The sequence below is a fragment of the Mucilaginibacter sp. genome, from assembly GCF_039921305.1.
Lineage (GTDB): Bacteria > Bacteroidota > Bacteroidia > Sphingobacteriales > Sphingobacteriaceae > Mucilaginibacter.
Genome location: NZ_JBDSCA010000041.1, coordinates 1 through 24,510, shown reverse-complemented (window position 1 = coordinate 24,510; position 24,510 = coordinate 1). Strand labels below are relative to the sequence as shown.

The 24,510-nt window shown below is 41.3% G+C and carries 19 protein-coding genes; 6 read left to right on the top strand and 13 right to left on the bottom strand.

The window, feature by feature from the left end; translation table 11 throughout:
* Nucleotides 1-55: 55 nt before the first annotated feature.
* The 5 genes from ABIN91_RS12055 to ABIN91_RS12035 all read right to left on the bottom strand — a co-directional run bounded on the left by ABIN91_RS12055 (nt 56) and on the right by ABIN91_RS12035 (nt 6,338).
* Nucleotides 56-1,531, bottom strand: coding sequence for a hypothetical protein (locus ABIN91_RS12055; protein ID WP_348051359.1), 1,476 nt, complete (start codon nt 1,529-1,531; stop codon nt 56-58).
* 59 nt (nt 1,532-1,590) lie between these two features.
* A complete protein-coding gene (locus ABIN91_RS12050) occupies nt 1,591-4,353 on the bottom strand; it encodes a TonB-dependent receptor (protein WP_348051358.1) in 2,763 nt (920 codons plus the stop codon).
* A 174-nt stretch (nt 4,354-4,527) separates the two neighbouring features.
* A complete protein-coding gene (locus ABIN91_RS12045) occupies nt 4,528-4,962 on the bottom strand; it encodes a MarR family winged helix-turn-helix transcriptional regulator (protein ID WP_348051357.1) in 435 nt (144 codons plus the stop codon).
* A gap of 106 nt (nt 4,963-5,068) precedes the next feature.
* Nucleotides 5,069-5,446: a hypothetical protein gene (locus tag ABIN91_RS12040; RefSeq protein WP_348051356.1), complete on the bottom strand. Its 378-nt coding sequence runs from the start codon at nt 5,444-5,446 to the stop codon at nt 5,069-5,071.
* A gap of 160 nt (nt 5,447-5,606) precedes the next feature.
* Nucleotides 5,607-6,338, bottom strand: a complete 732-nt coding sequence (locus tag ABIN91_RS12035) for an acyl-CoA desaturase (RefSeq protein ID WP_348051355.1) — start codon at nt 6,336-6,338, stop codon at nt 5,607-5,609.
* Nucleotides 6,339-6,618: 280 nt separating this feature from the next.
* On the opposite strand from ABIN91_RS12035, the gene ABIN91_RS12030 reads away from it, so the two are divergent.
* Nucleotides 6,619-7,320: a ferritin-like domain-containing protein gene (locus tag ABIN91_RS12030; protein WP_348051354.1), complete on the top strand. Its 702-nt coding sequence runs from the start codon at nt 6,619-6,621 to the stop codon at nt 7,318-7,320.
* A gap of 12 nt (nt 7,321-7,332) precedes the next feature.
* Nucleotides 7,333-8,181 (top strand): ferritin-like domain-containing protein, encoded by an 849-nt coding sequence (locus ABIN91_RS12025; RefSeq protein WP_348051353.1) that lies wholly within the window; start codon nt 7,333-7,335, stop codon nt 8,179-8,181.
* 54 nt (nt 8,182-8,235) lie between these two features.
* Here ABIN91_RS12025 and ettA read toward each other — a convergent pair whose 3' ends face one another.
* A complete protein-coding gene (ettA, locus tag ABIN91_RS12020) occupies nt 8,236-9,918 on the bottom strand; it encodes an energy-dependent translational throttle protein EttA (RefSeq protein ID WP_348051352.1) in 1,683 nt (560 codons plus the stop codon).
* A 403-nt stretch (nt 9,919-10,321) separates the two neighbouring features.
* On the opposite strand from ettA, the gene ABIN91_RS12015 reads away from it, so the two are divergent.
* Nucleotides 10,322-12,862: an ATP-dependent Clp protease ATP-binding subunit gene (locus tag ABIN91_RS12015; protein ID WP_348051351.1), complete on the top strand. Its 2,541-nt coding sequence runs from the start codon at nt 10,322-10,324 to the stop codon at nt 12,860-12,862.
* Between the two features lie 215 nt (nt 12,863-13,077).
* Complete coding sequence (locus ABIN91_RS12010; protein WP_348051350.1) at nt 13,078-13,470, top strand: hypothetical protein; 393 nt, start codon at nt 13,078-13,080, stop codon at nt 13,468-13,470.
* A 73-nt stretch (nt 13,471-13,543) separates the two neighbouring features.
* Here the strand turns inward: ABIN91_RS12010 and ABIN91_RS12005 are convergent, their stop codons facing one another.
* Together ABIN91_RS12005 and serS are read right to left on the bottom strand one after the other, a co-directional pair.
* Nucleotides 13,544-14,008 carry a hypothetical protein gene (locus ABIN91_RS12005; RefSeq protein ID WP_348051349.1) on the bottom strand — a complete coding sequence of 155 codons (465 nt, stop codon included), beginning with the start codon at nt 14,006-14,008 and terminating at the stop codon, nt 13,544-13,546.
* A gap of 352 nt (nt 14,009-14,360) precedes the next feature.
* Nucleotides 14,361-15,632, bottom strand: a complete 1,272-nt coding sequence (gene serS, locus ABIN91_RS12000; RefSeq protein ID WP_348051348.1) for a serine--tRNA ligase — start codon at nt 15,630-15,632, stop codon at nt 14,361-14,363.
* A 111-nt stretch (nt 15,633-15,743) separates the two neighbouring features.
* Here serS and rsmI point away from each other — a divergent pair, with 111 nt between their 5' ends.
* Nucleotides 15,744-16,454, top strand: a complete 711-nt coding sequence (rsmI, locus tag ABIN91_RS11995; RefSeq protein ID WP_348051347.1) for a 16S rRNA (cytidine(1402)-2'-O)-methyltransferase — start codon at nt 15,744-15,746, stop codon at nt 16,452-16,454.
* A gap of 29 nt (nt 16,455-16,483) precedes the next feature.
* Nucleotides 16,484-18,115, top strand: coding sequence for an apolipoprotein N-acyltransferase (lnt, locus tag ABIN91_RS11990; protein WP_348051346.1), 1,632 nt, complete (start codon nt 16,484-16,486; stop codon nt 18,113-18,115).
* A gap of 3 nt (nt 18,116-18,118) precedes the next feature.
* Here the strand turns inward: lnt and ABIN91_RS11985 are convergent, their stop codons facing one another.
* From ABIN91_RS11985 to ABIN91_RS11965, 5 genes are read right to left on the bottom strand one after another with little or no spacing between them, the layout of a single operon-like run.
* Nucleotides 18,119-18,973 carry an N-acetylglucosamine kinase gene (locus ABIN91_RS11985; protein WP_348051345.1) on the bottom strand — a complete coding sequence of 285 codons (855 nt, stop codon included), beginning with the start codon at nt 18,971-18,973 and terminating at the stop codon, nt 18,119-18,121.
* 1 nt (nt 18,974) lies between these two features.
* Nucleotides 18,975-19,355, bottom strand: coding sequence for a response regulator (locus ABIN91_RS11980; protein WP_348051344.1), 381 nt, complete (start codon nt 19,353-19,355; stop codon nt 18,975-18,977).
* 43 nt (nt 19,356-19,398) lie between these two features.
* Nucleotides 19,399-20,727, bottom strand: a complete 1,329-nt coding sequence (locus ABIN91_RS11975) for a TolC family protein (RefSeq protein WP_348051343.1) — start codon at nt 20,725-20,727, stop codon at nt 19,399-19,401.
* Nucleotides 20,728-20,739: 12 nt separating this feature from the next.
* Entirely contained in the window at nt 20,740-23,886 is a 3,147-nt protein-coding gene (locus ABIN91_RS11970) for an efflux RND transporter permease subunit (protein ID WP_348051342.1), read from the bottom strand.
* 5 nt (nt 23,887-23,891) lie between these two features.
* Nucleotides 23,892-24,374 carry an efflux RND transporter periplasmic adaptor subunit gene (locus ABIN91_RS11965; protein ID WP_348051381.1) on the bottom strand — a complete coding sequence of 161 codons (483 nt, stop codon included), beginning with the start codon at nt 24,372-24,374 and terminating at the stop codon, nt 23,892-23,894.
* Nucleotides 24,375-24,510: the final 136 nt, after the last annotated feature.

Below are 24,510 nucleotides of genomic sequence, written 5' to 3'. Positions count from 1 at the left end.
TAAACAAAGAAAGCCAGCTTATTTGATAAGCTGGCTTTCTTTTTAAACGTCTATATTATTTAACAGCGCCTGGAGTAGTGTAAGGCAAATTTTGTGGATCGTAGTTAGCCCAACCTGTAGACCAATCGGTTGTTCCGAAAGCGCCACGGTAAGCAACTTTTTCAAAAAACGCGTCAGCAAATTTAGCGTTAGTAAATACTGCGCCTGTTAAAGCTACAACACCCGCTTTTAAAGTAAAGTTAGGAGCACCAAAATAAGCGTTAGTACTTGCTTTAAAATCTGTACCGTATTTCAATGGATCAGTAAATAAATCTAAAGCTGATTTAGTTGCATCAAAAGTATTTTTAGCACGCATGTCGGCTTCAAATAACAACTTGCTTGCTGCATTGCTGGCCTTAACTTCGTTACCTTTTGCATTACAGTTATAAATAATGTTATCGGTAAATACAATACCGCCGCTGGTGTAGTTGGTAGTAGTAGCGCCTGGTGTAACTACAGTGCTTTCGTCAATATAAATACCTTCAAAATAATTGGTAAATAATGAGTTAGCTATGCTGATAGATGAGTTACGACGGATTTGTGCAGCGTGCTGGAAGTTAGCATTCAAGTTAGACAAGCTACCACCTGATGCGGTAACAGTCAAAATAGGGCCAACAATTGTCATGTTAGAGAAAACCGCTCTTGTTTGCGGGCTATTGTTTGAACCTGTTGCATCGTTATCAGATTCAAAACCATTTGAACCAGAGAAATCGGCAACAACCTGTGCGCGTTGTGCTAAACCAAATTGCACCTTACCAGAGTAACCAAAATCGGTATCAAAATCATCATCAGTAGTACCTATAGCTAATAAGTGTTTAGCGTTAACAGTACCACCAAACCATTCATATGCATCATCGCCAGAGCGGTAAACTTCAATATAATCTAAAGTTGTACCAGAGCCTACGCCACCCATAGTTAAACCGTTGATCTCGTTATCCGGTGAAAAAGGAATACCAGCGTATTCTATACGTACGTAAGATAATGCACCAGAGTTATCAGCAGCATCGGTACCGCCGTATTGGATATACTTAGCAACATCGCCACCAGCTGTTGGTACTAAGCCACCTTCGATATTCGGAGTAGTTGTAGGGTTAACCGGAGCTTTACCCAAAATGATAATACCACCCCAATCGCCTGCTGAACGACCACCTGCTGCAACATTTGATGTAAACACAATTGGATTAGTTGAAGTACCAACAGCCATAATTTTTGCGCCACGGGTTACAACTAAGGTACCTTTTGTAGGTTTATCACCTTTAATAATAGTACCAGGGGCAATAGTTAATACTGCACCGTTAGTTACGTAAACAAATCCTTTTAACAAGTAAATTTTGTCTGCGGTCCAGTTAGTGTTAGCCGAGATGTCACCGGTAACTTCTACCGTGTTTGATGGTGTAACAACAACCGGAGTTTCTTCCAGGTTATTGTTTTTAGTACACGCGGACAAGAAAACTGCCGCGATGAACATTACAATTAGTGAACTTTTTTTCATGTTGATTTTTTTTAAAAGTTGATTTCTACTTTTATTGATTGTTTTAATTATATGAATGGTTAAAAAGTATAGGAATAGGATAAGCTAAATGTTGAACCAGTTTTATATTTATTGATAATGGCCCCACCTGTGGCTAAATGATAGGTACTGATGTCATCTTTATAATAAAATAAAGTATTCTGGTTTAGCAGGTCGCTGGCGTTTAATTTGAACTCACCTTTGTTTTTTTGTACACGTAAGCCAAGCTGGATATCTAACACATCCCTCGGAGCTTCGTAAATAGATGGGTATTGCGTTCCCTGTGCCGAGAAGATGCGTGGGCCAACCCGGTTGTACAGCGCGTTAATGCTTAGTTTATTATTGTAAGCAGTTTGCAGCAAGCCGGCATTAATTACATATGGCGCCTGCCCTACCATGGGCCTTGAGCCACCGGGCAAGTTATTTAAGTCAGGATCGCTCACTTTAGAGCTTATAAAGGCAAGGTTGGTATAAGCTGTGGTATTTTTTAAGCTACCCGAAATAAAGTCAAGCGTTTTGCGAAGCTCAAATTCAATACCATAATTATCAGAATTGGCTGTATTAAAATAAATGATGTCTGTGGTTGATAATTTATCATCATTTGTCCGCTCAATGGCATTTTTAAAGTTTTTATAAAATCCTGATACCGACATGATCTGCCCGGCACCCGGATAGAACTCGTAACGTATATCCACATTATGTATTTGTGTACTTTTTAAGTTGTGGTTACCTCGGATATTTGCCAAAAGCTCATAATCATAATATGACCCTTCTGATAGCTCCCTTAATTCTGGTCTGGCAACTGTACGTGAATACGATAACCTGAAGTTTGCTTTAGGTGTTATACTGTAAGTAAAGTTTGCAGAAGGTAGAAAGTTAATATCGTCAAGCACAGCATCAATAATGAATGAGTCTTTATCTACCAGGCGCAAATTGAATTTTTCTACACGTAAACCCCATACCAATCTCGCCTTCTCGCCAAATTTGTTATCCAACATGGCATATCCTGAGTTTGTGTAAACCTTTGCCGTGTAAGGATCAGCAGGTAAGGTCTGATCTGCCAAACTATAAAAACCCTGGTTGATTGTGCTGCGACTAAATATGCGGTTTAGAGGCAGATAAGATATCTGTAAAGCTGCGGGATCTGTTGATAGTGCTAAAACCGGTCCTAAGAATCTTGGTGAATAGGTACGATCGCGATATTGTGACAATACACCTGCCTTGAAGGTTGTTTTTTGTTTGAACATCTCAAACGGAAGGCTGTAATCAACCTGTCCCGAAAATATATTTTCGTTCAGTTCAGCAAATAACCTCGCGTTTTGTTTTCCCAACGAAAATATATCGGCAGAGTAGCCTGTAGCATCTTTTAACGCGTAATTTGTTTTGCGCTGATCGGGCTGTGTATTGGTTATGTTGCTATAACTGCCAACCCAGGTTAGTTTTGAATTGCCGCCCAAACCATGATCGCCTTGTAAGGTCCCTTTGTAAAGTCCCTTTTCGCTGAGGTCAAAAGCTGTAAACTGGTTTAAGTTTCCGGTACTTTCGTTTAGACCTGTTCGGTATAAATACTGATCGTCAAAAGTACGGTTGTAAATATTTTTAAATGTGATGCGGTTTTTGCCATAGTTGTAAGCAAAGTTAGCCAAACCTCCAATGCTGGTCGAAAACCTGTATTTAGAATCGTTATATTGATAAGCGTTAAAATCAACTATACCATTAGTAATAGTTTGTTGCGAATTGCGGTAAGTTATGGCGAATATTGCGCCTAAACGATTGCCATTTTTACCGATCTCTTTTACACGACCTAATGATACCTGATAATTTTGATTGGGTATCGCAGTAAAATTATATACATTAAAGTTAGGATTTAATGTACTTAAAGCTGCTGTACCCTGTTCCCTGGTTAGGGTACCACTTTGTATTTTAGTTAGCGAAGGAAAATTAGATGGCAACGCACGCGATCCATCATCAAAGCCAAAATAATCCGACAGGTTTCTGTAACCGCTTTTAAAATCCTGGAAAGTAGTATTGGTATTGTAACCTAAACCGATATTGACGCTGATAAAGTTTTCATCCGGAATATCTTTAGTTACAATTTGTATTGTGCCACCTGCAAAATCACCGGCAAGGTTAGGTGTAGCGGTTTTGTTGATAATGATATTATCGATCAAATTTGCAGGTACAATATCGAATGAAAAGGCTTTGCGGTTAGGCTCGGTACTTGGCAGTGATGAACCATCAAGCATAGCGTTGTTATACCGGTCGCTCAGACCACGCACTACAACAAATTTGTTATCCTGAATAGTTGCACCGCTCACTCGTCTTAATATTTCAGAAGCGCTTTTATCCGGCGAACGCTTAATGGTTTCGGCAGTTATACCATCAGTAACGGCAGCATTATTTTTTTGAGCCGCATATAAAGAATTAACCGACTCTTGTTTAAAAGTAGCTTTAATGGTTACCTCCTTTAATGTTTGCGATTTTGATTCACTCAATATCACGTTCAATTCGGTTGTTTTACCGGCCATAATTAATACATCAGATATCGATTTACTTTGATACCCAACATATTTAATGAGCAGGGTGTATGTACCCGGTACTAAGGTTAGGGTGTATTCGCCGTTTACATTGGCGGATGCCCCTTTACCGTTTGATTGAATCAAAACTGTAGCCCCAATTAAGGCCTCGCCTGATTTTTGATCGGTAATTTTACCGGAAATTTTACCTGTGCTTTGTGCGTAGCCCGCGTTACCTATGAACACGAAAATCAATAATGCTACAATAATTAAGGATAGTTTTTTCACGCTTCTTTTGTTGGTGCAAAGCTATCCCAGCCTAAAGTTTTAAAAGATTTTTGGAGGTTATTAAACTATCATATGTTTTTAAAACCATTATTACCAATAGTTCAATGGGTGAACTATTATTGGGTATTATATACCAGAATATGTTGTTTATGATACTCTGACGCGTATTTTCAACTATTCAACATTAAGCTCCTTAAAATTTTCGGTAACCAATTTCAACGTTCTCACACAATCGTGGCGTTCCTGCCAGGTTAAGTGTTTACCCATGGTATCGGTAAAATTTTCCATGTGGTTATTAAACGTCTCGATAATTTCAAGAGCTTTAGGTGTAAGGCTGATCAGGTTGCTGCGCCTGTCTTTATAGTTCACAACCTTAATTATATAATCTTTTTGCTCCAGGGTATCAATGATCTTCACCATGTACGATTTTTCGATATATAGTTGTACGCATAACTCCTTCTGCGTGCATTTACCCCCCAGGCGATTGATCAATACGATGATTTGCAGGTGTTGGTAAACATCGATGTCTTTAAAAAATTTCAATAAAAATTGATGATATGCTTTATTAACCAGCATTACCTGCAGGCTTAAATCTTCTCCGAAATTCATAAAATAAATAAGATGCCAGCCAGCTCCGTTTTCTAAAAAAGAGACAGTCAGCGATTCACGAAATAAACTATTAATTGAACTGTGGCTAAAAAACCGTGGAGAAGGATCAGATCAAAAATGTTCGGTAGGCAATGTATCTGGGGAATACGGGTGAACCAGGTTTTCGTAAGATATAATAGTGGAGATCGCGCCCATCATCCCATAACTTAAAGCCAAGAAAAGAGAATATAAATGCGAGCGCTATTACAGGGATCATCCTCAGCTTAAACGTTACCGGCGGCCTTGAAAGACGCTTATTTTTAATAATATCCCAATGATGATCTGGAATGTAATGGTCAATATGGGCATCCTGACGTGAAAAGCTGTGTGACGCCGAATGGTGATGTAAGTGGCGATGCTTTGCCGATACAAAACTGCCAACTATAGGCAGCAACACAATAATAGATACTGAGATATAATATAAAAATTTCAGTAGGGATTGCATTGCCAGTTATACCGTTTGGCGCAAAGGAATATAAAATTCAATGAGTATTCAATTGGAATTGATTTGATAAAGAATAGTTAACACTGTATTAATAAATACCGTGTAATAAGAAAGGGATAAGCGTTTGGCTTATCCCTTTCTTATTATTTGTTTGAAATATTTATATCGCTTTGCGGATATTGATCAACCGCACCCAGTGCATTACCTTCATTATCGGGTAAACCGGATCGATCTCAAACCATTTTTTAGCGAAGTTGGCACTATTTGGATGCTTATGGTGATTGTTTTGGAACAACTCGCCAAGCATTAAAAAATCAAACGGGGTGCTATTTTTTGATTTGTCGTTATTATCAAAATTTGAATAACCGTATTTGTGGCCGCACCAGTTTACAATGGCTCCGTGTATCGGTCCCATTAAATAATGGATAGGTAACAAAAGGTACATCCACCATTCCGTCGCGAAAGCGATATAATACCAGGTGTATAAACCACCGAATACAATACGCGATGCGATGCTTGATCCTATCCTATCTATCAAAGGCCACTCAGGGATATTACCTGCAAAGCGTGCTTCTGGTTCTTTTAATCTTTTTAAATGGTCGCCATAGGTTAATACGGTTGACCACATCATACGGAAAACATCCTCAAAAAAGTGTGGTGAATGCGGATCTTTTTCGGTGTCGCTATAAGCATGGTGCTCACGGTGCATTAAAGCGTATGCGCGTGGGTTAAGGAAAGAAGATCCTAAACAGATGTAATCTAAAAAATAGATAACACGCTCAAACCACTTGCTTGTGGTAAACATACGGTGTGATGCATACCTGTGCAAAAAGAAAGTCTGGAAAAACAATGACAGAAACCAGTGAGCGAGGAAAAATATGAGTATATACATTGATTTTATAACGTAATAGTTGCGCTTATATTTTGCAAAAGTAGTAAATAAGGTTTATACAATTGGTATTCTTTATAAGGAATAATGTGATAAACTTTTAGCTGCACACGAAGCATATACGCTTGAACATACCCTTTAGTTTTAATAATAAACACAACCAGTGGTTTTGCTTATTGTCTGATTTATACGGCTTTTGAAAAAACTGTGTGAGATTATCCTGCGTAGTTTAATATAACTAAACAGGAATAAAATTAACCAATATTTTAAAAGCCACTAACTTATGGAAACTTTAGAAAAAAAGGATGAGCAGCTCATTGAAGATCAGGGAGCCTTGAATGCTAAAATGCAAAGAAGATCGTTTTTGCGTTTTGCCGGAGCCGGTGCAGCGGCTGTAGGCGTACTTGCCGCATGTAAAAAGCATGATGATACTGTAACAAACTCAACAATTGATGTTGGCAGCGGTGATATAGGCGTTTTAAATTATGCCTATGCATTAGAGCAATTAGAGGCTGCCTTTTACATTAAAGTGGTAGCAAGTCCTTATAGTGGGATGACGGCTGCCGAATTATCGGCATTCACCGATATCCGCGATCACGAAGTATTACACAGGGAGTTTTTAAAGGCTGCTTTGGGTACAAGCGCTATCCCTGCATTGGGTGTTAACTTTAGTTCTATTGATTTCACCAGCAAGGCGGCCGTATTAGCGGCAGCAAAGGGTTTTGAAGATACCGGTGTATCGGCTTATAACGGTGTTGCTTATGTGATGACAAACCCAACTTACTTAACCCTTGCCGGTAAAATAGTTTCGGTTGAAGCGCGGCATGCCGCTTTTATTCGTGATATGATCACGGCTAACTCGTTTGCAGACTCAACTGTGGTTGATACAACTAACGCCCTTGATAAATCACGCAAACCATCAGAGGTACTGCCCATTGTTGCAGTTTACCTAACCACATCAATTTCAGCATCAAAATTACCTTAAAAACAAATCGCCATGAATATTTTCAGTATAATAGAAGAATTAGAGAAAGTTGATCCTGAATTGAATGAAAGGTTCAGCCCACGTCGCGAAGCGATAAAAAACTTGACCGGTTACGGTTCAAAAATTGCCATGGCTGCTTTGCCATTCGCTTTAGGATCGTTATTCAACAAAGCTTACGGCCAAACAACGGTTGGTGATGTAAACGGTACCTTGAACTTCGCTTTGAAGTTAGAGTACCTGGAGGCTGCTTTTTATAACACTGCCATTGCAACAACAGGGTTAATACCCGCTGCAGATTTGCCAGCTTTTCAATTGATAGCGTCACACGAAAACGCACACGTTTCTTTCCTGAAATCTGTTTTAGGTTCGGCTGCGGTAGTTCAAACCACGCAAGGTACCAATGGTACTTATGATTGGACCGCAGGTGGCACTTTGCCAAATTACTTTGCAACAAAAGATTACGCTACCTTTTTAATAGTAGCAAACGCTTTTGAAGACACAGGCGTACGTGCTTATAAAGGCCAGGCTCCAAACATTATTGGCAACCAGGTGGTATTAACGGCTGCTTTGAACATCCACTCTGTTGAAGCCCGCCACGCTGCACACATCCGCGGCATCCGCAGAGCATCTGGTACATCTCCAAAAGCATGGATAACAGGTGCCAATGATACAGGCTTCGCTGGTATTGCAGCTAACTATGCAGGTGAAGATAATACCAACCAGGGTGGTGTTGATCTGACTACGTTGATCAATCCGGTTACCGGGGCTAAATTTACTACAAACGCAATTACCGAAGCGTTTGATGAACCATTAACTTACGCTCAGGTGTTACCGTTGGTTACTCCGTTTGGGGTGAAGTAAATAATATAGTTTAAATAGGAAAGGCCCCGAATATCGGGGCCTTTCCTATTTAAACTATCCGGCTATTTTTTTGTACCTTATGCGTTTTGGAGCAATATCGCCGAGGCGTTTTTTGCGGTTCTCTTCGTAATCACTATAGTTACCTTCGTAAAAGTAAACTTGCGATTCGCCTTCAAAGGCTAAAATGTGGGTACAGATACGATCTAAAAACCACCTATCGTGACTGATCACAACCGCGCAGCCTGCAAAGTTTTCTAATGCTTCTTCCAGGGCACGCAGGGTATTTACGTCGATATCATTCGTAGGCTCATCCAGTAATAATACGTTGGAGCCTTTTTTTAATGTGATGGCTAAGTGAACACGGTTACGTTCACCACCCGATAGCACGTTTACCTTTTTCTGTTGATCGCCGCCGTTGAAGTTGAACTTGGAAACGTAGGCGCGCGAATTTAGCGGACGGTTACCTAATAATATGGTTTCGTTGCCATCGGTAATGTTTTCCCAAACAGATTTATTAGGGTCAAGATCATCGTGCATTTGATCTACATAACCCAAAGCAACGGTATCGCCTACGCGGAAAGTGCCTGAATCTGGCTGCTCCTGCCCGGTAATTAAACGGAACAAAGTAGTTTTACCCGCGCCATTTGGCCCGATGATGCCTACTATACCAGCAGGTGGTAAAGAGAAACTCAGGTTATCGAACAAGATCTTATCGCCATAAGCTTTGGTTACGTTAGTTGCTTCTATCACTACATTACCCAAGCGTGGGCCCGGCGGGATAAAGAGCTCCAATTTTTCCTCGCGTTCTTTTCCGTCTTCAGCGGCTAATTTTTCATAGTTTGATAAACGTGCCTTGCCTTTAGCGTGTCGGCCTTTTGGTCCCATGCGTACCCACTCTAACTCGCGCTCTAAAGTTTTTTGGCGTTTGCTTTCGGTTTTATCTTCCTGGGCTAAACGTTTTGATTTTTGATCTAACCACGATGAGTAATTACCTTTCCACGGGATACCTTCGCCACGATCCAGTTCTAAGATCCATCCGGCAACGTTATCTAAGAAATACCTATCGTGCGTTACCGCGATAACGGTTCCTTTATATTGTTTTAAATGTTGCTCCAGCCAATCAATAGATTCGGCATCCAGGTGATTGGTAGGTTCATCCAGTAATAAAACATCCGGTTCTTTCAGCAATAAACGGCACAAAGCTACCCGGCGGCGTTCACCTCCCGAAAGGACAGCGATTTTAGTATCCGGATCTGGGCAACGCAGCGCATCCATAGCACGTTCTAATTTGGTATCCAGTTCCCAGGCGTTGGTGGCATCTATGATATCTTGCAGTTCGCCCTGGCGGTTTAGGAGTTTATCCATAGCATCGGCATCCTCGTAATACTCGGGTAAGCCGAATTTTTCGTTGATCTCTTCATATTCCTTTAAAACGGCAGTGGTTTCTGATGCGCCTTCTTCCACAACTTCGCGTACGGTTTTTTCAGGATCCAGTTCTGGTTCCTGGGCTAAATAACCAACCGTATATCCGGGAGAGAAAACTACCTCACCCTGGTATGATTTATCCAAACCGGCAATAATTTTCAATACGGATGATTTACCCGAACCGTTTAAACCGATAACGCCAATTTTAGCTCCGTAAAAAAAGGAGAGGTATATATTTTTTAAAACCTGTTTTTGTGGGGGATAAACTTTATTTATCCCAGCCATTGAAAAAATGATCTTTTCGTCTGCCATAGTAATTGTGTGAATGGCAAATATAGAAAAGGGCTTTGACCCGCTAAAGAGGGAGTGATATTTATTTACGAATGGTCAATCACCTCTGTCTATTTGTCATACCTGTGACTAATTTTCCTATTATCGCCGTAAGGGAATTAAAATAATGTTAAAAACTTGCATAATTAATGTTATTGCCCGTTCTTGCTTATACCAAAATGGCTGTTTATATTTACAAAGTAGCGTAGCATTAATTTAACCGATACACCATTTAAGCGGTTAATGTACGTTATATCATACTAATGTCTGTTTTGGTAACAGCCGATAAGCTTGGCAATGTTGTTGATAAGTTAAGTAAATTACGTACTAACAATAGAAACTATTTTATAGATTAGGACGTTCAAACATTTGAAAGGTATATTATATGGAAGCTAAATTTTCGCCCCGCGTTAAAGACGTGATATCTTACAGCAGAGAGGAGGCCCTTCGCCTTGGGCACGATTATATTGGTACGGAGCATCTTTTATTAGGGCTCATTCGCGATGGTGACGGCGTTGCGATAAAGCTTTTGAAAAATTTAGCTGTGGATACCGCCCGTTTGCGCCGTGCCATTGAGGATGCCGTTAAAGGCACATCAGGCACTAATGTTAACATTGGTAGCATCCCGTTAACCAAACAAGCCGAAAAGGTTTTAAAAATTACTTACCTTGAAGCTAAGATATTTAAAAGCGATGTGATAGGTACAGAGCATTTGTTACTCTCTATCCTGCGTGATGAAGATAATATCGCATCACAAATATTAATGCAGTTTAACGTGAACTACGAGATATTTAAAGGTGAGGTTGACTCGCATAAAAATGATGTTACTGATGAGATGCCAGGCTCTTCAACCGGAGGGGATGATGATTTCCGTGAGGAAGAATCATTCAGCCAGCCGAAGAAGGTATCTGATATCAAATCAAAAACACCGGTATTGGATAACTTTGGCCGCGATTTAACCCGTGCTGCCGAGGATGGTAAACTGGACCCGATAGTTGGCAGGGAGAAAGAGATTGAGCGTGTATCGCAGATCTTATCCCGCAGGAAAAAGAATAACCCTATATTAATAGGTGAGCCGGGTGTTGGTAAAAGCGCCATTGCCGAAGGTTTGGCTTTACGCATTGTACAACGTAAGGTATCGAGGGTATTGTTTAACAAACGCGTTGTTACGCTCGACTTAGCATCTTTGGTGGCAGGTACAAAATACCGTGGCCAGTTTGAGGAGCGCATGAAGGCGGTAATGAACGAGTTGGAAAAATCGCCGGATGTTATTTTGTTTATTGATGAAATCCATACCATAGTTGGGGCAGGTGGCGCATCGGGTTCCTTGGATGCATCTAACATGTTTAAACCGGCCTTGGCCCGTGGCGAGATACAATGTATTGGTGCGACAACTTTAGACGAGTACCGCCAGTATATTGAAAAAGATGGTGCTTTAGACCGTCGTTTCCAAAAGGTAATGGTTGAGCCGGCTACACCGGATGAAACTGTGGAAATATTAAGCCGCATTAAAGATAAATACGAAGAGCACCATGGTGTAACTTATACTCCGGAAGCTATTTTGGCTTGCGTTAATTTAACTGCACGTTATATTACCGACAGATTTTTACCAGACAAGGCTATTGATGCTTTGGATGAATCGGGTTCACGCGTTCACTTAACCAATATCCATGTGCCTCAAAACATTTTGGATGTTGAAGCTAAGATTGAAGCGATCAAGATAGAGAAGAATAAGGTTGTTCGCAGCCAAAAATATGAGGAAGCAGCCAAGCTTCGCGATACAGAAAAACACTTGTTAGAAGAGTTGGAGCAAGCCAAAGCAATTTGGGAAGCCGAAACCAAAACCAAACGTTATACTGTTACCGAAGACAATGTTGCCGAAGTTGTATCAATGATGACCGGCATACCTGTGCAACGTGTTGGACAGGCCGATAGCCAGAAATTATTGAACATGGCAGAGAAAGTGGCTGATAAAATTATCGGTCAGGACGATGCTATTAAGAAATTAACCAAGGCTATACAACGTACCCGTGCGGGATTGAAAGATCCGAAAAAGCCGATCGGATCGTTTATATTTTTAGGCCCAACAGGTGTTGGTAAAACTGAGTTGGCTAAAGAGCTTGCCCGTTTTATGTTTGACACCGATGATTCGCTGATCCAAATTGACATGAGCGAGTACATGGAGAAATTCGCGGTATCACGTTTAGTGGGCGCGCCTCCGGGTTATGTTGGTTACGAAGAAGGTGGACAGCTGACTGAAAAGGTTAGACGTAAACCATACAGTGTTGTATTACTGGATGAGATTGAGAAAGCTCACCCGGATGTATTTAACATCTTATTACAAGTGTTAGATGAAGGACAATTAACTGATTCGTTAGGCCGCAAGGTTGATTTCAGGAATACGATCATCATCATGACGTCGAACATCGGCGCACGCCAGTTGAAGGATTTTGGACAAGGTGTTGGTTTTAGCACTAACGCTAAAGTTAATCAGGCTGATTCACATTCACGTGGTGTGATTGAAACCGCCTTGAAACGTGCCTTTGCTCCCGAGTTTTTGAACAGGATTGACGATGTGATTGTGTTTAATTCGTTAGGTAAGGATGAGATATTCAAGATAATTGATATTGAACTGGCCGCTTTATTTAGCAGGGTACATGCTTTAGGTTACGGTATCGAACTAACCTTGAACGCTAAAGAATTCATCGCCGAAAAGGGTTATGATTCTCAATTTGGCGCCCGTCCGTTAAAACGTGCTATTCAGAAATATCTGGAAGATCCAATTGCCGAAGAGATACTGAAAGGTGAACTGGTTGAAGGTGATGTAATGGAAGTTGACCATGACAAAGAATCCGGAGAGATCAAAGTAATTGGCAAACACTCAGGCGGCGAAAGAAAGCAGGAAGAGGAAGAGCAGAAGGACTAATTTGAAATATTTAAATGCCCCCGCGAAAACGGGGGCATTTTTTTTGAATAAACGCGACACCTTTTTGTTTTTGATACCGTCTGATATATAACAACAGATTCTAACTAATTATAATACTTGTTCTTTATTTTTTATGGCATTAAGCTTTTATATTTTCGCCTCGTCAAAACATTAAACGTTTTTAATAATTATACTAACATTAATACACAACTTACATGAAAACCCGATTATCACTTTTATTTATCCCGATATTATTTTTAGTTACGGCTTGTACCAAATCAACAGTAAATCCTAACCAAACTATTTTGACTACAATTAGCAGTAGTAAATGGTCAACAGTAGATGGGGGTAAAACTTATGCTGCTTTTATCAGCACGCCCGAAATTGATAGTTATACCAATGCATATGATGCTGTACTGGTTTACGCGTCGTTTGATGCTGGTAAAAATTATGAGCAGGTGCCAGAGGTTTACAATGGCATTGCCTATAGCTTTACACACAAAATTGGCCAGGTTGAAATTGATGCCCAATCATCAACCGGAGCAAATACAATACCCTCACCTGGAACAGTAGATATTAAAATCGTTTTGGTACGATCGGCACTTTAAAAGGGAAATTACGTTAATACAAAAAGGGCGATGAGTTTAAAATTCATCGCCCTTTTTGTTGAATTTTTTTGATTTAAACTTTAGTTGTCGTTTTTTTAACGGTTGCCTTTGGTTTCACTGCTACCTTTGCTTTTACAACCGGTTTAGGAGTTGTTACCTTCGCTGCTTTGGTAGCTGTTTTGTTTACCGCTGCTGTCTCCTTTGTTTTGGCTCCGGTGGCTTTCGCTTTTACATCGGCTGTGGCTGTTTTAGCTTTATCAGCTACTTTTTTTACCGCTGGGGTTACTTTAGACTTTGCGTCGGTGGTTTTTTCTTTAACGCCGGCTTTAACTATGGTAGCTTTTGTACTTGCTGTTTTTTTTGCATCAGTTACTTTTTTAGCGGTTACCTTTTCTTTGATATCGTCCAATTTATCGGCGGTTGCGTCTTTGATATCTTCGGCTTTATCTTTTGTATCGTCCCAAAGTCCGGTGATGCTATCAATAACTTTATCGAAAAATCCCTTTTCTTCTTCTGGATTATTTTGTTGTGTGCTCATGATAAATATGTTTAATTGATTAGATAGAGTATAAACCGCTGGGATTAAGAATTGTTTTCAAGTATACTTTCGTTAATATTGAGTGATGACTGGTTGGTAAAATCATCAACGAACATTCAATACTGGAAAAGTCCTAAGCCCCAGAAGATTCCAAACGCCTCCACAGCGGCAATTGCAGGAGCCATGAATTGAGCTTTAATGCGATGATAAGTAATAATTTAAGAACAAAAATGTCATAGATAGAGGAACGAGAGAGAAATCTTCTGCGCGCTATAGGTGAACTGTAGACATATCTTAAGCAGAAGATTTCTCCTATCGTCGAAATGACATAGCTTGAAGTAGTAGAATCAACTTAATCTATCCACTCAAACTTGGTATAAGGCACCAATACTTCAGGTATTTTAATACCCTTCTCAGTTTGGTTATTCTCTAACAAAGTAGCCACAATACGTGGCAAAGCCAGGGCGCTACCATTTAAAGTATGAGCCAATTGTGTTTTACCCTCTGCATTACGGAAACGCAGTTTCAAACGGTTACTCTGGTAAGTTTCAAAGTTTGATACTGACGATACCTCTAGCCACCGGCCTTGCGCCGCGCTGTAAGTTTCCATATCATAAGTTAGTGCTGATGTAAAACCCATATCACCACCACATAATCTTAGCACACGGTAAGGTAAATCCAGTTTTTGCAGCAAACTTTGTACATGCAAACTCATTTGCTCCAACACATCGTATGATGTTTCGGGGTTAACAACCTGTACAATTTCAACCTTATCAAACTGGTGCAAACGGTTCAAACCACGCACGTGCGCGCCATATGATCCCGCTTCCCTGCGGAAACATGGCGTATAACCGCAATTCTTAACCGGCAATTCATCTGCTTTCAAAATCACATCCCTGTAAAGGTTGGTGATAGGCACCTCGGCAGTTGGTATCAGATATAAATTATCAACACCAACATAATACATCTGGCCTTCCTTGTCGGGAAGTTGGCCTGTGCCAAAACCAGATGCTTCGTTAACTAACAAAGGCAACATGCGTTCATCATAACCTTCCTTTTCTGCTTCATCCAAAAAGAAAGCGATCAAAGCGCGTTGTAATTTGGCACCTTTACCCTTATAAACAGGGAAACCGGCACCGGTTATTTTAACACCCAGTTCAAAATCTATCAAATTATATTTAGCGGCAAGTTCCCAGTGCGGTAAAGCGTTGGCTCCAAGTTCTGGCTTAGCGCCATGCTCCAATACCACCTCATTTTCTTCAGGTGTTAAACCTTTGGGTACAGATATATGTGGCAAATTAGGCAACACAACGATCTTTTGCTGAAGTTCAGCCTCAATGCCCGATAATTGCTCGCTTAGCTTTTTGGTTTCTTCTTTCCAGGTGTTCGAGTTTGCTTTGATTGTGTCGGCTTCTTCCTTTTTACCGGTACGCATCAACTCGCCAATTTGCTTGGCGGCGGCGTTGGCTTGCGCCGAAATATTGTCCAGCGCGTTTTGAGTCTGACGGCGTTGTTCATCTAACCTGATCACCTCATCAACCAATTCAGGTTGTTTGAAATTTTTTACCGCTAAACGTTCCAATACATAGTCCCTATTTTCGCGGATATAACTAACTTGCAGCATTGTTTTATTTTTTGACAAAGATAGAATGAGTTGCGGGTTTTCGGTTGTCAGTTTTGAGTTTTTTTCCGACTTAAACAAACAACACTCCACTCACAACTCTCCATTCACAACATGACCGGCAAACTATACTTAGTACCCACACCAATAGGTAACCTCGAAGATATTACGTTGAGGGCGCTGCGCGTTTTAAAGGAAGTTGATCTGATACTGGCCGAAGATACCCGTACATCAGCCCCAATGCTCAAGCATTTCGAGATCAGCCAAAAGGTTTACGCGCACCATCAGCACAACGAACGCCAGGCTACAGCCGAGATCATCAAGTTTTTAAAAGAAGGCAAAAATATCGCCCTTATTTCCGATGCCGGGACCCCAGCCATCAGCGATCCGGGTTTCTTTTTGGTGCGAGAAGTTGTAAAGCAAGAGCTAGCCGTTGAATGCTTACCCGGTGCAACAGCTTTTGTTCCTGCCTTAGTGAACTCCGGCTTCCCTACAGATCGATTTGTTTTCGAAGGATTTTTGCCTGTAAAAAAAGGCCGCCAAACCCGATACAAATTCTTAGCCGAAGAGGAGCGCACCATCATCTTCTACGAATCGCCACATCGCATACTCAAAACCCTCGAAGAAATGAGCATCTATTTTGGTGCCGAACGCCAGGTATCCGTATCACGTGAGCTCACCAAAATGTTCGAAGAAACCGTGCGCGGAACCGCTACCGAAGTAAAAACCTATTTTGAAACCCACACCGTAAAAGGTGAATTTGTAATTTGTGTTGCAGGGAAGCCAGAAACGGAAAATAAGAAACAAGAAAAATATAAAGAATAAAAAACAACGTCATTGCGATATATCCAATAATGAAAAGAAATACCCTCTTAGCCATCTTCTCCGGACTGTTACTCTGGTTAGCATGGCCACCCGTTCATTACACTACTTTCCTTTTGTTTTTCGGACTGGTACCCATGCTTGTCGCGATAGAAAACATCATCCAGTCTGATGTAACCCGTAAAGGCAACAAAATATTCCGCACCGCCTTCATAGGCTTTTTTATCTGGAACGTACTCTGCATTTACTGGGTTTATAACTCGCTCAAAATAGTAGGAGAAGTAGTAGCACTACCCATTTCCATGATACCCTATTCATTGGGCCCATTGCTAATGGCAACTGCATTCTGGCTCTATTATCGTATGCGCCAGTATACCAGCCGCAACATTGGCCTGTTTTTATTACCCTGCCTATGGATAGGCTACGAATTTCTGCACCAAACCTGGGATCTCAAATTCCCTTGGATGACACTGGGTAACGGCTTCGCCGTAAGCCACTCCTGGGTGCAATGGTACGAGTACACCGGGGTTTATGGGGGTACTTTATGGATCTGGGCATCAAATATCTTCGTCTTTTTAATCTACATCGGCTTACGCGAAACAAAGCCGGCAGCATTAAGGTTAAAGCAAATCTCTATTTGGGTTGCCATAATCATTCTGCCTTTAGCTTTCTCCTTATACCGCTATTACACTTACGTGGAAAGTGCCGATCCATCCAACATCGTGGTAGTACAACCTAATATTGACCCCTACGATAAGATAGCGAATGACAATACACAGCAACAGGTAAACAGCCTTATCCAATTGTCCGATTCTATAGGGCAACCCAATACCGAGTACTTCATCTGGCCCGAAACCGCCATTTATGATACCCCGGTTAACGAGGATAAGATTCGCCAGTACCGTTACTTTGTACAGGTGCAGGGCTTTTTAAACAAGTATAAAAATGGCAACGTATTAACCGGAATCGAATCTACCAAGATCTATAACACTGATCTTACCCCATCGGCCAGCCGCATGCCGGGCAGCGATCAATATTACGACGTATTTAACGCCGCTATGAATGTCGAAAACTCTTCTACAGTACAGTTTTATCACAAATCAAAGCTCGTTCCCGGTGCCGAGGATATGCCTTTTAGCGCTGTTACCAGTTTTTTAAAACCAGTATTTGAACATTTGGGTGGAGCAACTGGTAGCTACGGAAGCCAAAAAGAACCAACCGTATTCTACTCGCAAAGCGGTATTGGCGCGGCCCCGGTTATCTGTTACGAATCCATTTGGGGAGGCTATGTAGCCACCTATGTTAAAAAAGGAGCACAATTTATCGCCATCATCACCAATGATGGCTGGTGGGAAAACACATCCGGAAAAGATCAGCACCTGGATTATGCCAAACTGCGTGCCATCGAAACCCGCCGCTGGGTTTGCCGGTCGGCCAATACCGGTATTTCGGCATTCATTAACCAACGTGGCGATATTGTACAGCAAAGCAAATGGTGGGTTAAAACAGCGCTGAAGCAGGATATTAACCTAAATTCTGATATAACATTCTATGTGCGCTTTGGCGATTATATACCTTTAGCAGCAAGCGGTATAACCATATTATGCATAGGTTTCATTACCCTTAAAAGGGTAAGCAGGAAAAAGGTAGCTAAAGCAGAATAAAGATTAATCAGCATTTCTCGCTTTCACAAAAGCAAGCAATTCGTGAATGGGTTGTTTAATAATTTTGCCTACGTGTACACCGTGCTCTTCGCAAAGTGCATGTAATTCTGTGCTAAAATAATAGGCTATTGAACCAACAAAGTGGCAATTATAATCGTGATAGTCGGGGTAGGTTTTAATGCAATTCTCAATAAATTCAAGCAGCCCGTTCTTAATAACCTGCTGACTGTATTGTGATGTTTTGATCTCACTCAAAAACTTAGTGAATGATGCCAGATAAGAATTAGGCGCCGCCTTTTGATACACATGATTGATCACGATGTCTTTATCAATTTTATAGGTTTTATAAAATAACTCGGCAATTTCCCCCGGCATATTACCATATAAAAAATCGGTTATCAAAACCTTACCAAACCAACTTCCCGATCCTTCGTCACCCAATACAAAGCCCAAACCATGTTTACCCTCGTAAATATTCTCGCCATCAAAAAACGAAATATTTGACCCTGTACCCAGCACACAGCAAAAGCCTTTGGCATGGCCACAGGTTGCATAGGCCGAACCTAACAGATCACTATCTACACTAACAAAAGCTTTTGGGAATATATGACTCAACGCGTTCGAAACTATCTCGCGCCTATCCGGACTTGAACAACCGGCTCCAAAAAAATAGATCTCGCTTACCTGTGCCGATTTTTTAACAATGGCGCTGGCTTGCGATTGAATGATCTTAACGATCTCTTTTTCTGATAAAAAATAAGGATTGAGACCTGCTGTTCTAAACTCTTCCGGCTCCGAGCCCGGCGACTCAATTAACCAATCTGTTTTTGAAGAACCGCTGTCAGCAACAATTATCATATTATAGGGCTTCCAAAACTTTCTTGGTGATAGGTTTATGGATAAATTGGGTAATGTATTTGTTTTGGTTAGACAGGCGGAAATCTACCGGGTCTAATGAAGACGAAAGCATGAATATTTTAGGATGTTTACTCCCGCTTAAATCCAACAGATCATACTGCTTTAAAAACTCAAAACCATCCATCAGTGGCATCCTGATATCTAAAAATATCACGTCAGGCTCAATAGCCTTAGCCTGTAACTCGGCCAAAGCCTCAGTAGCAGATTGAATAACTACGATTTGTTCAGCAAAGTTGCTGGTCTCCAAAATTTTACGCGTAACAAAGTTATCGATAAAATTATCGTCGATAAGAAGACATAGTTTATAGCGGTAAGGCTCCATCAGTCTTCCAAAAATAGTGCTTTATATTAAAAAAGAGAAAAAACTATTGAATGTTAATACTATTTGTGATTTCTTTTAAGGTTACCTCGGCAGATTTAGTTTGATATTGCGACTGAAAGTACCTTGATTGTGCATCCAGATAGTTTCTTTGGGCTTCTCTTATTTCTAACGGCGTAATATTTCCAAGCTTATATTTTTCTAAAGATATATCCAGATTGCGTTTCGCAATGTCAACATTAGATTGATTAAGCTTAACTTGCTCCAATCCAGATAAGTACGAGATATATAAGGTATTTATCCGCGCTTCGATGTTTTGCCTTGTTTTGCTTAAATTAAGTGCCGAGTTTTCGATCTCAATTTGCGCGTTACGTTCAATACGGCTTTGGTTAAACCCATTAAAAATATTGAACGATGCCGTTAACCCATAATTAAATCCCTTAATATCCTGCTGGCGTGTTACCAAATTGGCAGGCGTTTTGTTATTGCTGATAGTGTAGCCGCCTGTTAAGCCAACAGTTGGATAACGTAAAGCTCTCACCTGCCTCAAATTGATATCGGCCAGTTCACGGTTAATTTGTGAGATAAGGATAGATGGATTTTGAGTCTGCGCCTGGCTCAATATATTACCCAGCAACAGCTTTTCATCAATAACAATGGTATCAGTTACGCTAAAATCGGTCTGCAAGTCGCGCACCAACAGCTGGTTCATGCTAACTTTGGTTGATCTGTATTGCTGTATCTGAGTGATCAGTGCCGCAGTATCTGTATTTACATTCACCTTCGCGTTAAGCACATCCAAACCCGAGCCACGGCCAACCTGCAACTTATCATTAGCGTACCGCAACTGCGTTCTTGATATCTCTATCGCGCCCTGTAAAGCCTTGATCTGCTGATCCTGGTTTACCAGGTTATAATAAGTTGATATCACATCAGATATGGTCGATTCAATGGTGTCTCGTTGAGATAGCTCACTTAACCGGCTCAACCCTTTCAATTGGTCAAGGTTGGCAAACATGGCAAAACCATCAAATATTGTCCAGTTCAGGCTGGGCCCATAACTCAGGTTGCTGTTATGCGCGCCATTGATCTCGTTAACGGTACCATCTGTACGGGTTTGTTTGGTGTTTTGGATGCTGTTGGCTAAAGTTGCATCTAAACTCACTTGCGGCAAAATACCCGCGTTACCCAAGGTTACGTTATTTTTAGCTATGGTATTGTTGTTTGCCGATAGCTTAATGTTGTAATTGTTTTTCAGCGCAATTTCAACCGCCTCTTTCAGCGTGAGTAAGGGTGGCTTAGTAGTCTGAGCCACGGTTTTGATCACCGTAGCAAAGCAAAATATCAACACTAAATATATTTTCAAAAATTTCATCGTCGTATTCATTTATGAATTATGTGCCGGTAATACGTGTTTATCATCTGCTTTTAAATCGGCTTCTGCTTCTTCCTCTGCCGGTTCCTCATCTGGGTTGCGTTTTACCTTTGGCGCTAAAAACACATACATCATAGGGATAACATACAAAGTAAGCACCAACGAAAACAACATACCGCCCATAATTACAATACCCAGAGATACCCGGCTTTTGGCGCCCGCGCCCAACGCGAAGGCAATTGGCACCGAACCCAATACCACAGCCAAACTCGTCATCAAAATTGGGCGTAAGCGCGATGTTGCCGCTTCAACCACAGCCTCAAATTTTTGCAGGCCATGCTCCATTCGCTGGTTGGCAAACTCTACTATCAAAATACCGTTTTTAGTTACCAAACCCACCAGCGTTATCATACCTATCTCACTAAAAATATTGAGGGTTTGGCTAAATAACCAAAGTGATAAAAACGCGCCTGCAATAGCCAACGGAACGGTAAGCATCACCACAAACGGATCAACAAAGCTTTCAAATTGTGCCGCTAATACCAGATAAATCAATAGCAACGCAAAAGCGAACGCGTATATAATATTGGATGAGCTCTCGGCATAATCACGTGACGGTCCGGCCAGATCTGAACTGAATGATGGGTCTTTCAACACATCCTTCGCTATACGCTGCATCTCGTTAATACCATCGCCAATAGTTACGCCAGGTGCTAAACCGGCAGATACCGTTGCCGATTTGAACCGGTTAAAGTGATATACTGCCGGCGGTGTTGAGTTTTCTTTCATACTCACTACGTTATCCAACTGGATCAATTTACCTGCGGTATTACGTACATAAACCGATGCCAGATCTAATGGCTTATCGCGATTTTGGCGGTCTACCTGCGCAACAACCTGATATTGTTTACCGTTTATCAAAAAGTAATCTATACGGCCCGCGCTATAATATAGCTGCAAAGTTTGAGCAATATCCTTTACAGCGATACCCAGATCACGTGCCCGGTCCCTATCGGTAGTTACAGATAGTTGTGGTTTGGTAAACTTAAGGTTCACATCCACACCCTGAAAAATGGTACTCTTATTAGCTTCGGCCAAAAATTGAGGCAGCACTTTGCGCAACTTTTCAAAATCCTGGTTTTGTATAACAAACTGTACCGGTAGTGACGTTCGCGCACCGCTACCACCCCCGCTTATCGTTTGCTCCTGTACCACAAACGCGCGGGCATCGGGCATACGCGATAGCTTTTTAGTCATGTAATCGGCAATTTGCTGTTGAGTACGCGTACGCTCATCCGGCGGTACCAATCCTATACGCCCAAAGCCTGTATTAACTGCACCATTGCCACCCCCACCACCAGCGGTAACTGTGATGTTGACCTTTTTTTCGGGAATAGAATCTTCTACCAATTGCGATACCTTATTCACGTACCGCGACATAAATTCGTACGATGCACCTTCGGGCCCAGTCATCGACATACGGAGCAAGCTGCGGTCATCCAAAGGAGCTAATTCTGATGGTATAACTCTATAGGTGAAAAATATAATAGCGAACGAGCCTACTAAAATAACGATAGAAACCCATTTGCGTTTCATGAATTTAACCAGCGAATCGGTATACGATGTGGTCATCCATTCAAAGAAAGGTTCTGTTTTTTCGTAGAATGCAGAGTGCTTTTGATTTTTACGGATCAGTTTAACATTAAGCATTGGTGTTAACGATAGGGATACGAAAGCCGATATCAATACCGAACCGGCTACAACAACCGCGAACTCCCTAAAGAGCCGCCCTGTAAACCCTTGTAAAAACACAATAGGTAAAAACACAGCCGCCAGCGTTACCGAAGTTGATATAACCGCGAAGAATATCTCGGCCGATCCCTCAAAGGCGGCCTTTCGTATCGGCATACCCGCTTCAACCTTTTTATAAATATTCTCGGTAACCACAATACCATCATCTACCACCAGTCCGGTTGCCAGTACTATCCCCAAAAGGGTTAATATATTGATAGAGAAACCAAAAATGTACATGATAAAGAATGTCCCTATCAATGATACCGGTATATCTATCAGCGGCCTGAAAGCGATCAGCCAATCGCGGAAGAAGAGATAAATAATAATTACCACCAGTATGAACGAGATCAGCAAAGTCTCTTTTACCTCGGTTATGGATTGGTTAATAAAGCGGGTGTTATCCAAAGCTACCTCAACCTTAATATCTGGTGGCAGGTCTTTCTTTACTTGCTCAAGGTGTTTATAAAAGTCCTTGGCAATTTGTACATAGTTTGCGCCCGGTTGCGGCACAATAGCCAAACCAACTTCGGGTACGCCCGATTCCTTTAACGATGTTTCTTCGTTTGATGCACCCAATATGGCGTAACCCACATCACTTAAATGCACCACATGCGCGCTATCTGCCCTGATGATCAGATTATTAAAATCTTTTTCGGTAGTTAGCTTGCCCAGGGCACGTATACTTAGCTCGGTATTATTACCTTCAATTTTACCTGCGGGTAACTCTACATTTTCGCGGCTCAGGGCATCGGTAATATCACTTGCTGCCAGGCCTAATGCTGTTAATTTGGTAGGGTCTATCCACAAACGCATGGCATATTGGCGCTGCCCCTGCACGTTCACCGAGCTTACCCCCGGTATGGTTTGTAGCGATTGTTGTAAAACGTTTTCGGCGTAATCATCAATCTGCAAAATGTTACGGGTATTACTGCTTACCGTAATGGTGATGATCTGATCCGCATTCGCATCCGCTTTGGTAACTACCGGCGGGGCATCAATATCCTGTGGTAACTGGCGCTGGGCCTGTCCAACTTTATCGCGTACATCATTAGCAGCAGTTTCCAGATCCGCATCCAGGTTAAACTCAACAGTAATATTACTCGAACCCACATTACTGGTTGACGAGATATTACGGATACCCGGGATACCATTAATGGCTTTTTCCAGCGGCTCGGTTATTTGAGATTCTATTACATCCGAGTTAGCGCCCGAGTAACTGGTACTTACCGAAATGATAGGCGGATCAACCGATGGGAAATCCCTTACACCTAAAAAATTATAACCAATTACCCCGAATACAACAATAACAATGGATAATACGGTGGCTAAAACCGGCCTTTTTATACTGACAGAGGATAAACTCATGGTTTTTACTTAATAACTTTTACAACCTTAATTGCAACCTTAGGGCGCATTTGTATAATACCGGTAACTATCAAACTGTCACCGGCTTTCAACCCATCAATAACCTGTATGCTTTTATCAGTACGGGTATCGGTTTTAATGGCACGTTGCATGGCCACACCTTTTTTAACCAAAAACACATTGCTGCCTTTAATATCAGGTATTACAGCTTCGGTTGGTACCATAATGGTTTTAGGTATTTGGTCTAAGTTAAAGTGGATCTTGGCAAAGCTTCCAGCCTTTAATGTACCTTTGGGGTTTTCGGCCTTAGCCCTTAAAACTACCGAGCGCGAGTTCACATCAACATTAGGTTCTATGGCGTATACTGTACCCGCAAATTTATCGCGTGAGCTTTCAATGGTAAAACTGATTTTGCTGCCTACATGTATTAAAGATAAATAGCGTTCAGGCACCGAAAAGGTAACTTTTGCAGGATCAATATTAACCAGCGTAGCTATGGAGCCTCATATCTTTGTAGATAATAAAACAGGACTAAGGGCAGCAAGTTGAAAGGAGGCGATTTAAGCACCAATATTGGATGTTGACCGCAAGAGAGACCTGCCCTTAGTTTCCTTTTTACAAAGC

Excerpts from the sequence above, each read along its gene's own strand:
- ABIN91_RS12055 (WP_348051359.1), bottom strand. The coding sequence starts at position 1,531 with ATGAAAAAAAGTTCACTAATTGTAATGTTCATCGCGGCAGTTTTCTTG.
- ABIN91_RS12045 (WP_348051357.1), bottom strand. The coding sequence starts at position 4,962 with ATGAATTTCGGAGAAGATTTAAGCCTGCAGGTAATGCTGGTTAATAAA.
- ABIN91_RS12040 (WP_348051356.1), bottom strand. The coding sequence starts at position 5,446 with ATGCAATCCCTACTGAAATTTTTATATTATATCTCAGTATCTATTATT.
- ABIN91_RS12035 (WP_348051355.1), bottom strand. The coding sequence starts at position 6,338 with ATGTATATACTCATATTTTTCCTCGCTCACTGGTTTCTGTCATTGTTT.
- ABIN91_RS12030 (WP_348051354.1), top strand. The coding sequence starts at position 6,619 with ATGGAAACTTTAGAAAAAAAGGATGAGCAGCTCATTGAAGATCAGGGA.
- ABIN91_RS12025 (WP_348051353.1), top strand. The coding sequence starts at position 7,333 with ATGAATATTTTCAGTATAATAGAAGAATTAGAGAAAGTTGATCCTGAA.
- ettA (WP_348051352.1), bottom strand. The coding sequence starts at position 9,918 with ATGGCAGACGAAAAGATCATTTTTTCAATGGCTGGGATAAATAAAGTT.
- ABIN91_RS12015 (WP_348051351.1), top strand. The coding sequence starts at position 10,322 with ATGGAAGCTAAATTTTCGCCCCGCGTTAAAGACGTGATATCTTACAGC.
- ABIN91_RS12010 (WP_348051350.1), top strand. The coding sequence starts at position 13,078 with ATGAAAACCCGATTATCACTTTTATTTATCCCGATATTATTTTTAGTT.
- ABIN91_RS12005 (WP_348051349.1), bottom strand. The coding sequence starts at position 14,008 with ATGAGCACACAACAAAATAATCCAGAAGAAGAAAAGGGATTTTTCGAT.
- serS (WP_348051348.1), bottom strand. The coding sequence starts at position 15,632 with ATGCTGCAAGTTAGTTATATCCGCGAAAATAGGGACTATGTATTGGAA.
- rsmI (WP_348051347.1), top strand. The coding sequence starts at position 15,744 with ATGACCGGCAAACTATACTTAGTACCCACACCAATAGGTAACCTCGAA.
- lnt (WP_348051346.1), top strand. The coding sequence starts at position 16,484 with ATGAAAAGAAATACCCTCTTAGCCATCTTCTCCGGACTGTTACTCTGG.
- ABIN91_RS11985 (WP_348051345.1), bottom strand. The coding sequence starts at position 18,973 with ATGATAATTGTTGCTGACAGCGGTTCTTCAAAAACAGATTGGTTAATT.
- ABIN91_RS11980 (WP_348051344.1), bottom strand. The coding sequence starts at position 19,355 with ATGGAGCCTTACCGCTATAAACTATGTCTTCTTATCGACGATAATTTT.
- ABIN91_RS11975 (WP_348051343.1), bottom strand. The coding sequence starts at position 20,727 with ATGAAATTTTTGAAAATATATTTAGTGTTGATATTTTGCTTTGCTACG.
- ABIN91_RS11970 (WP_348051342.1), bottom strand. The coding sequence starts at position 23,886 with ATGAGTTTATCCTCTGTCAGTATAAAAAGGCCGGTTTTAGCCACCGTA.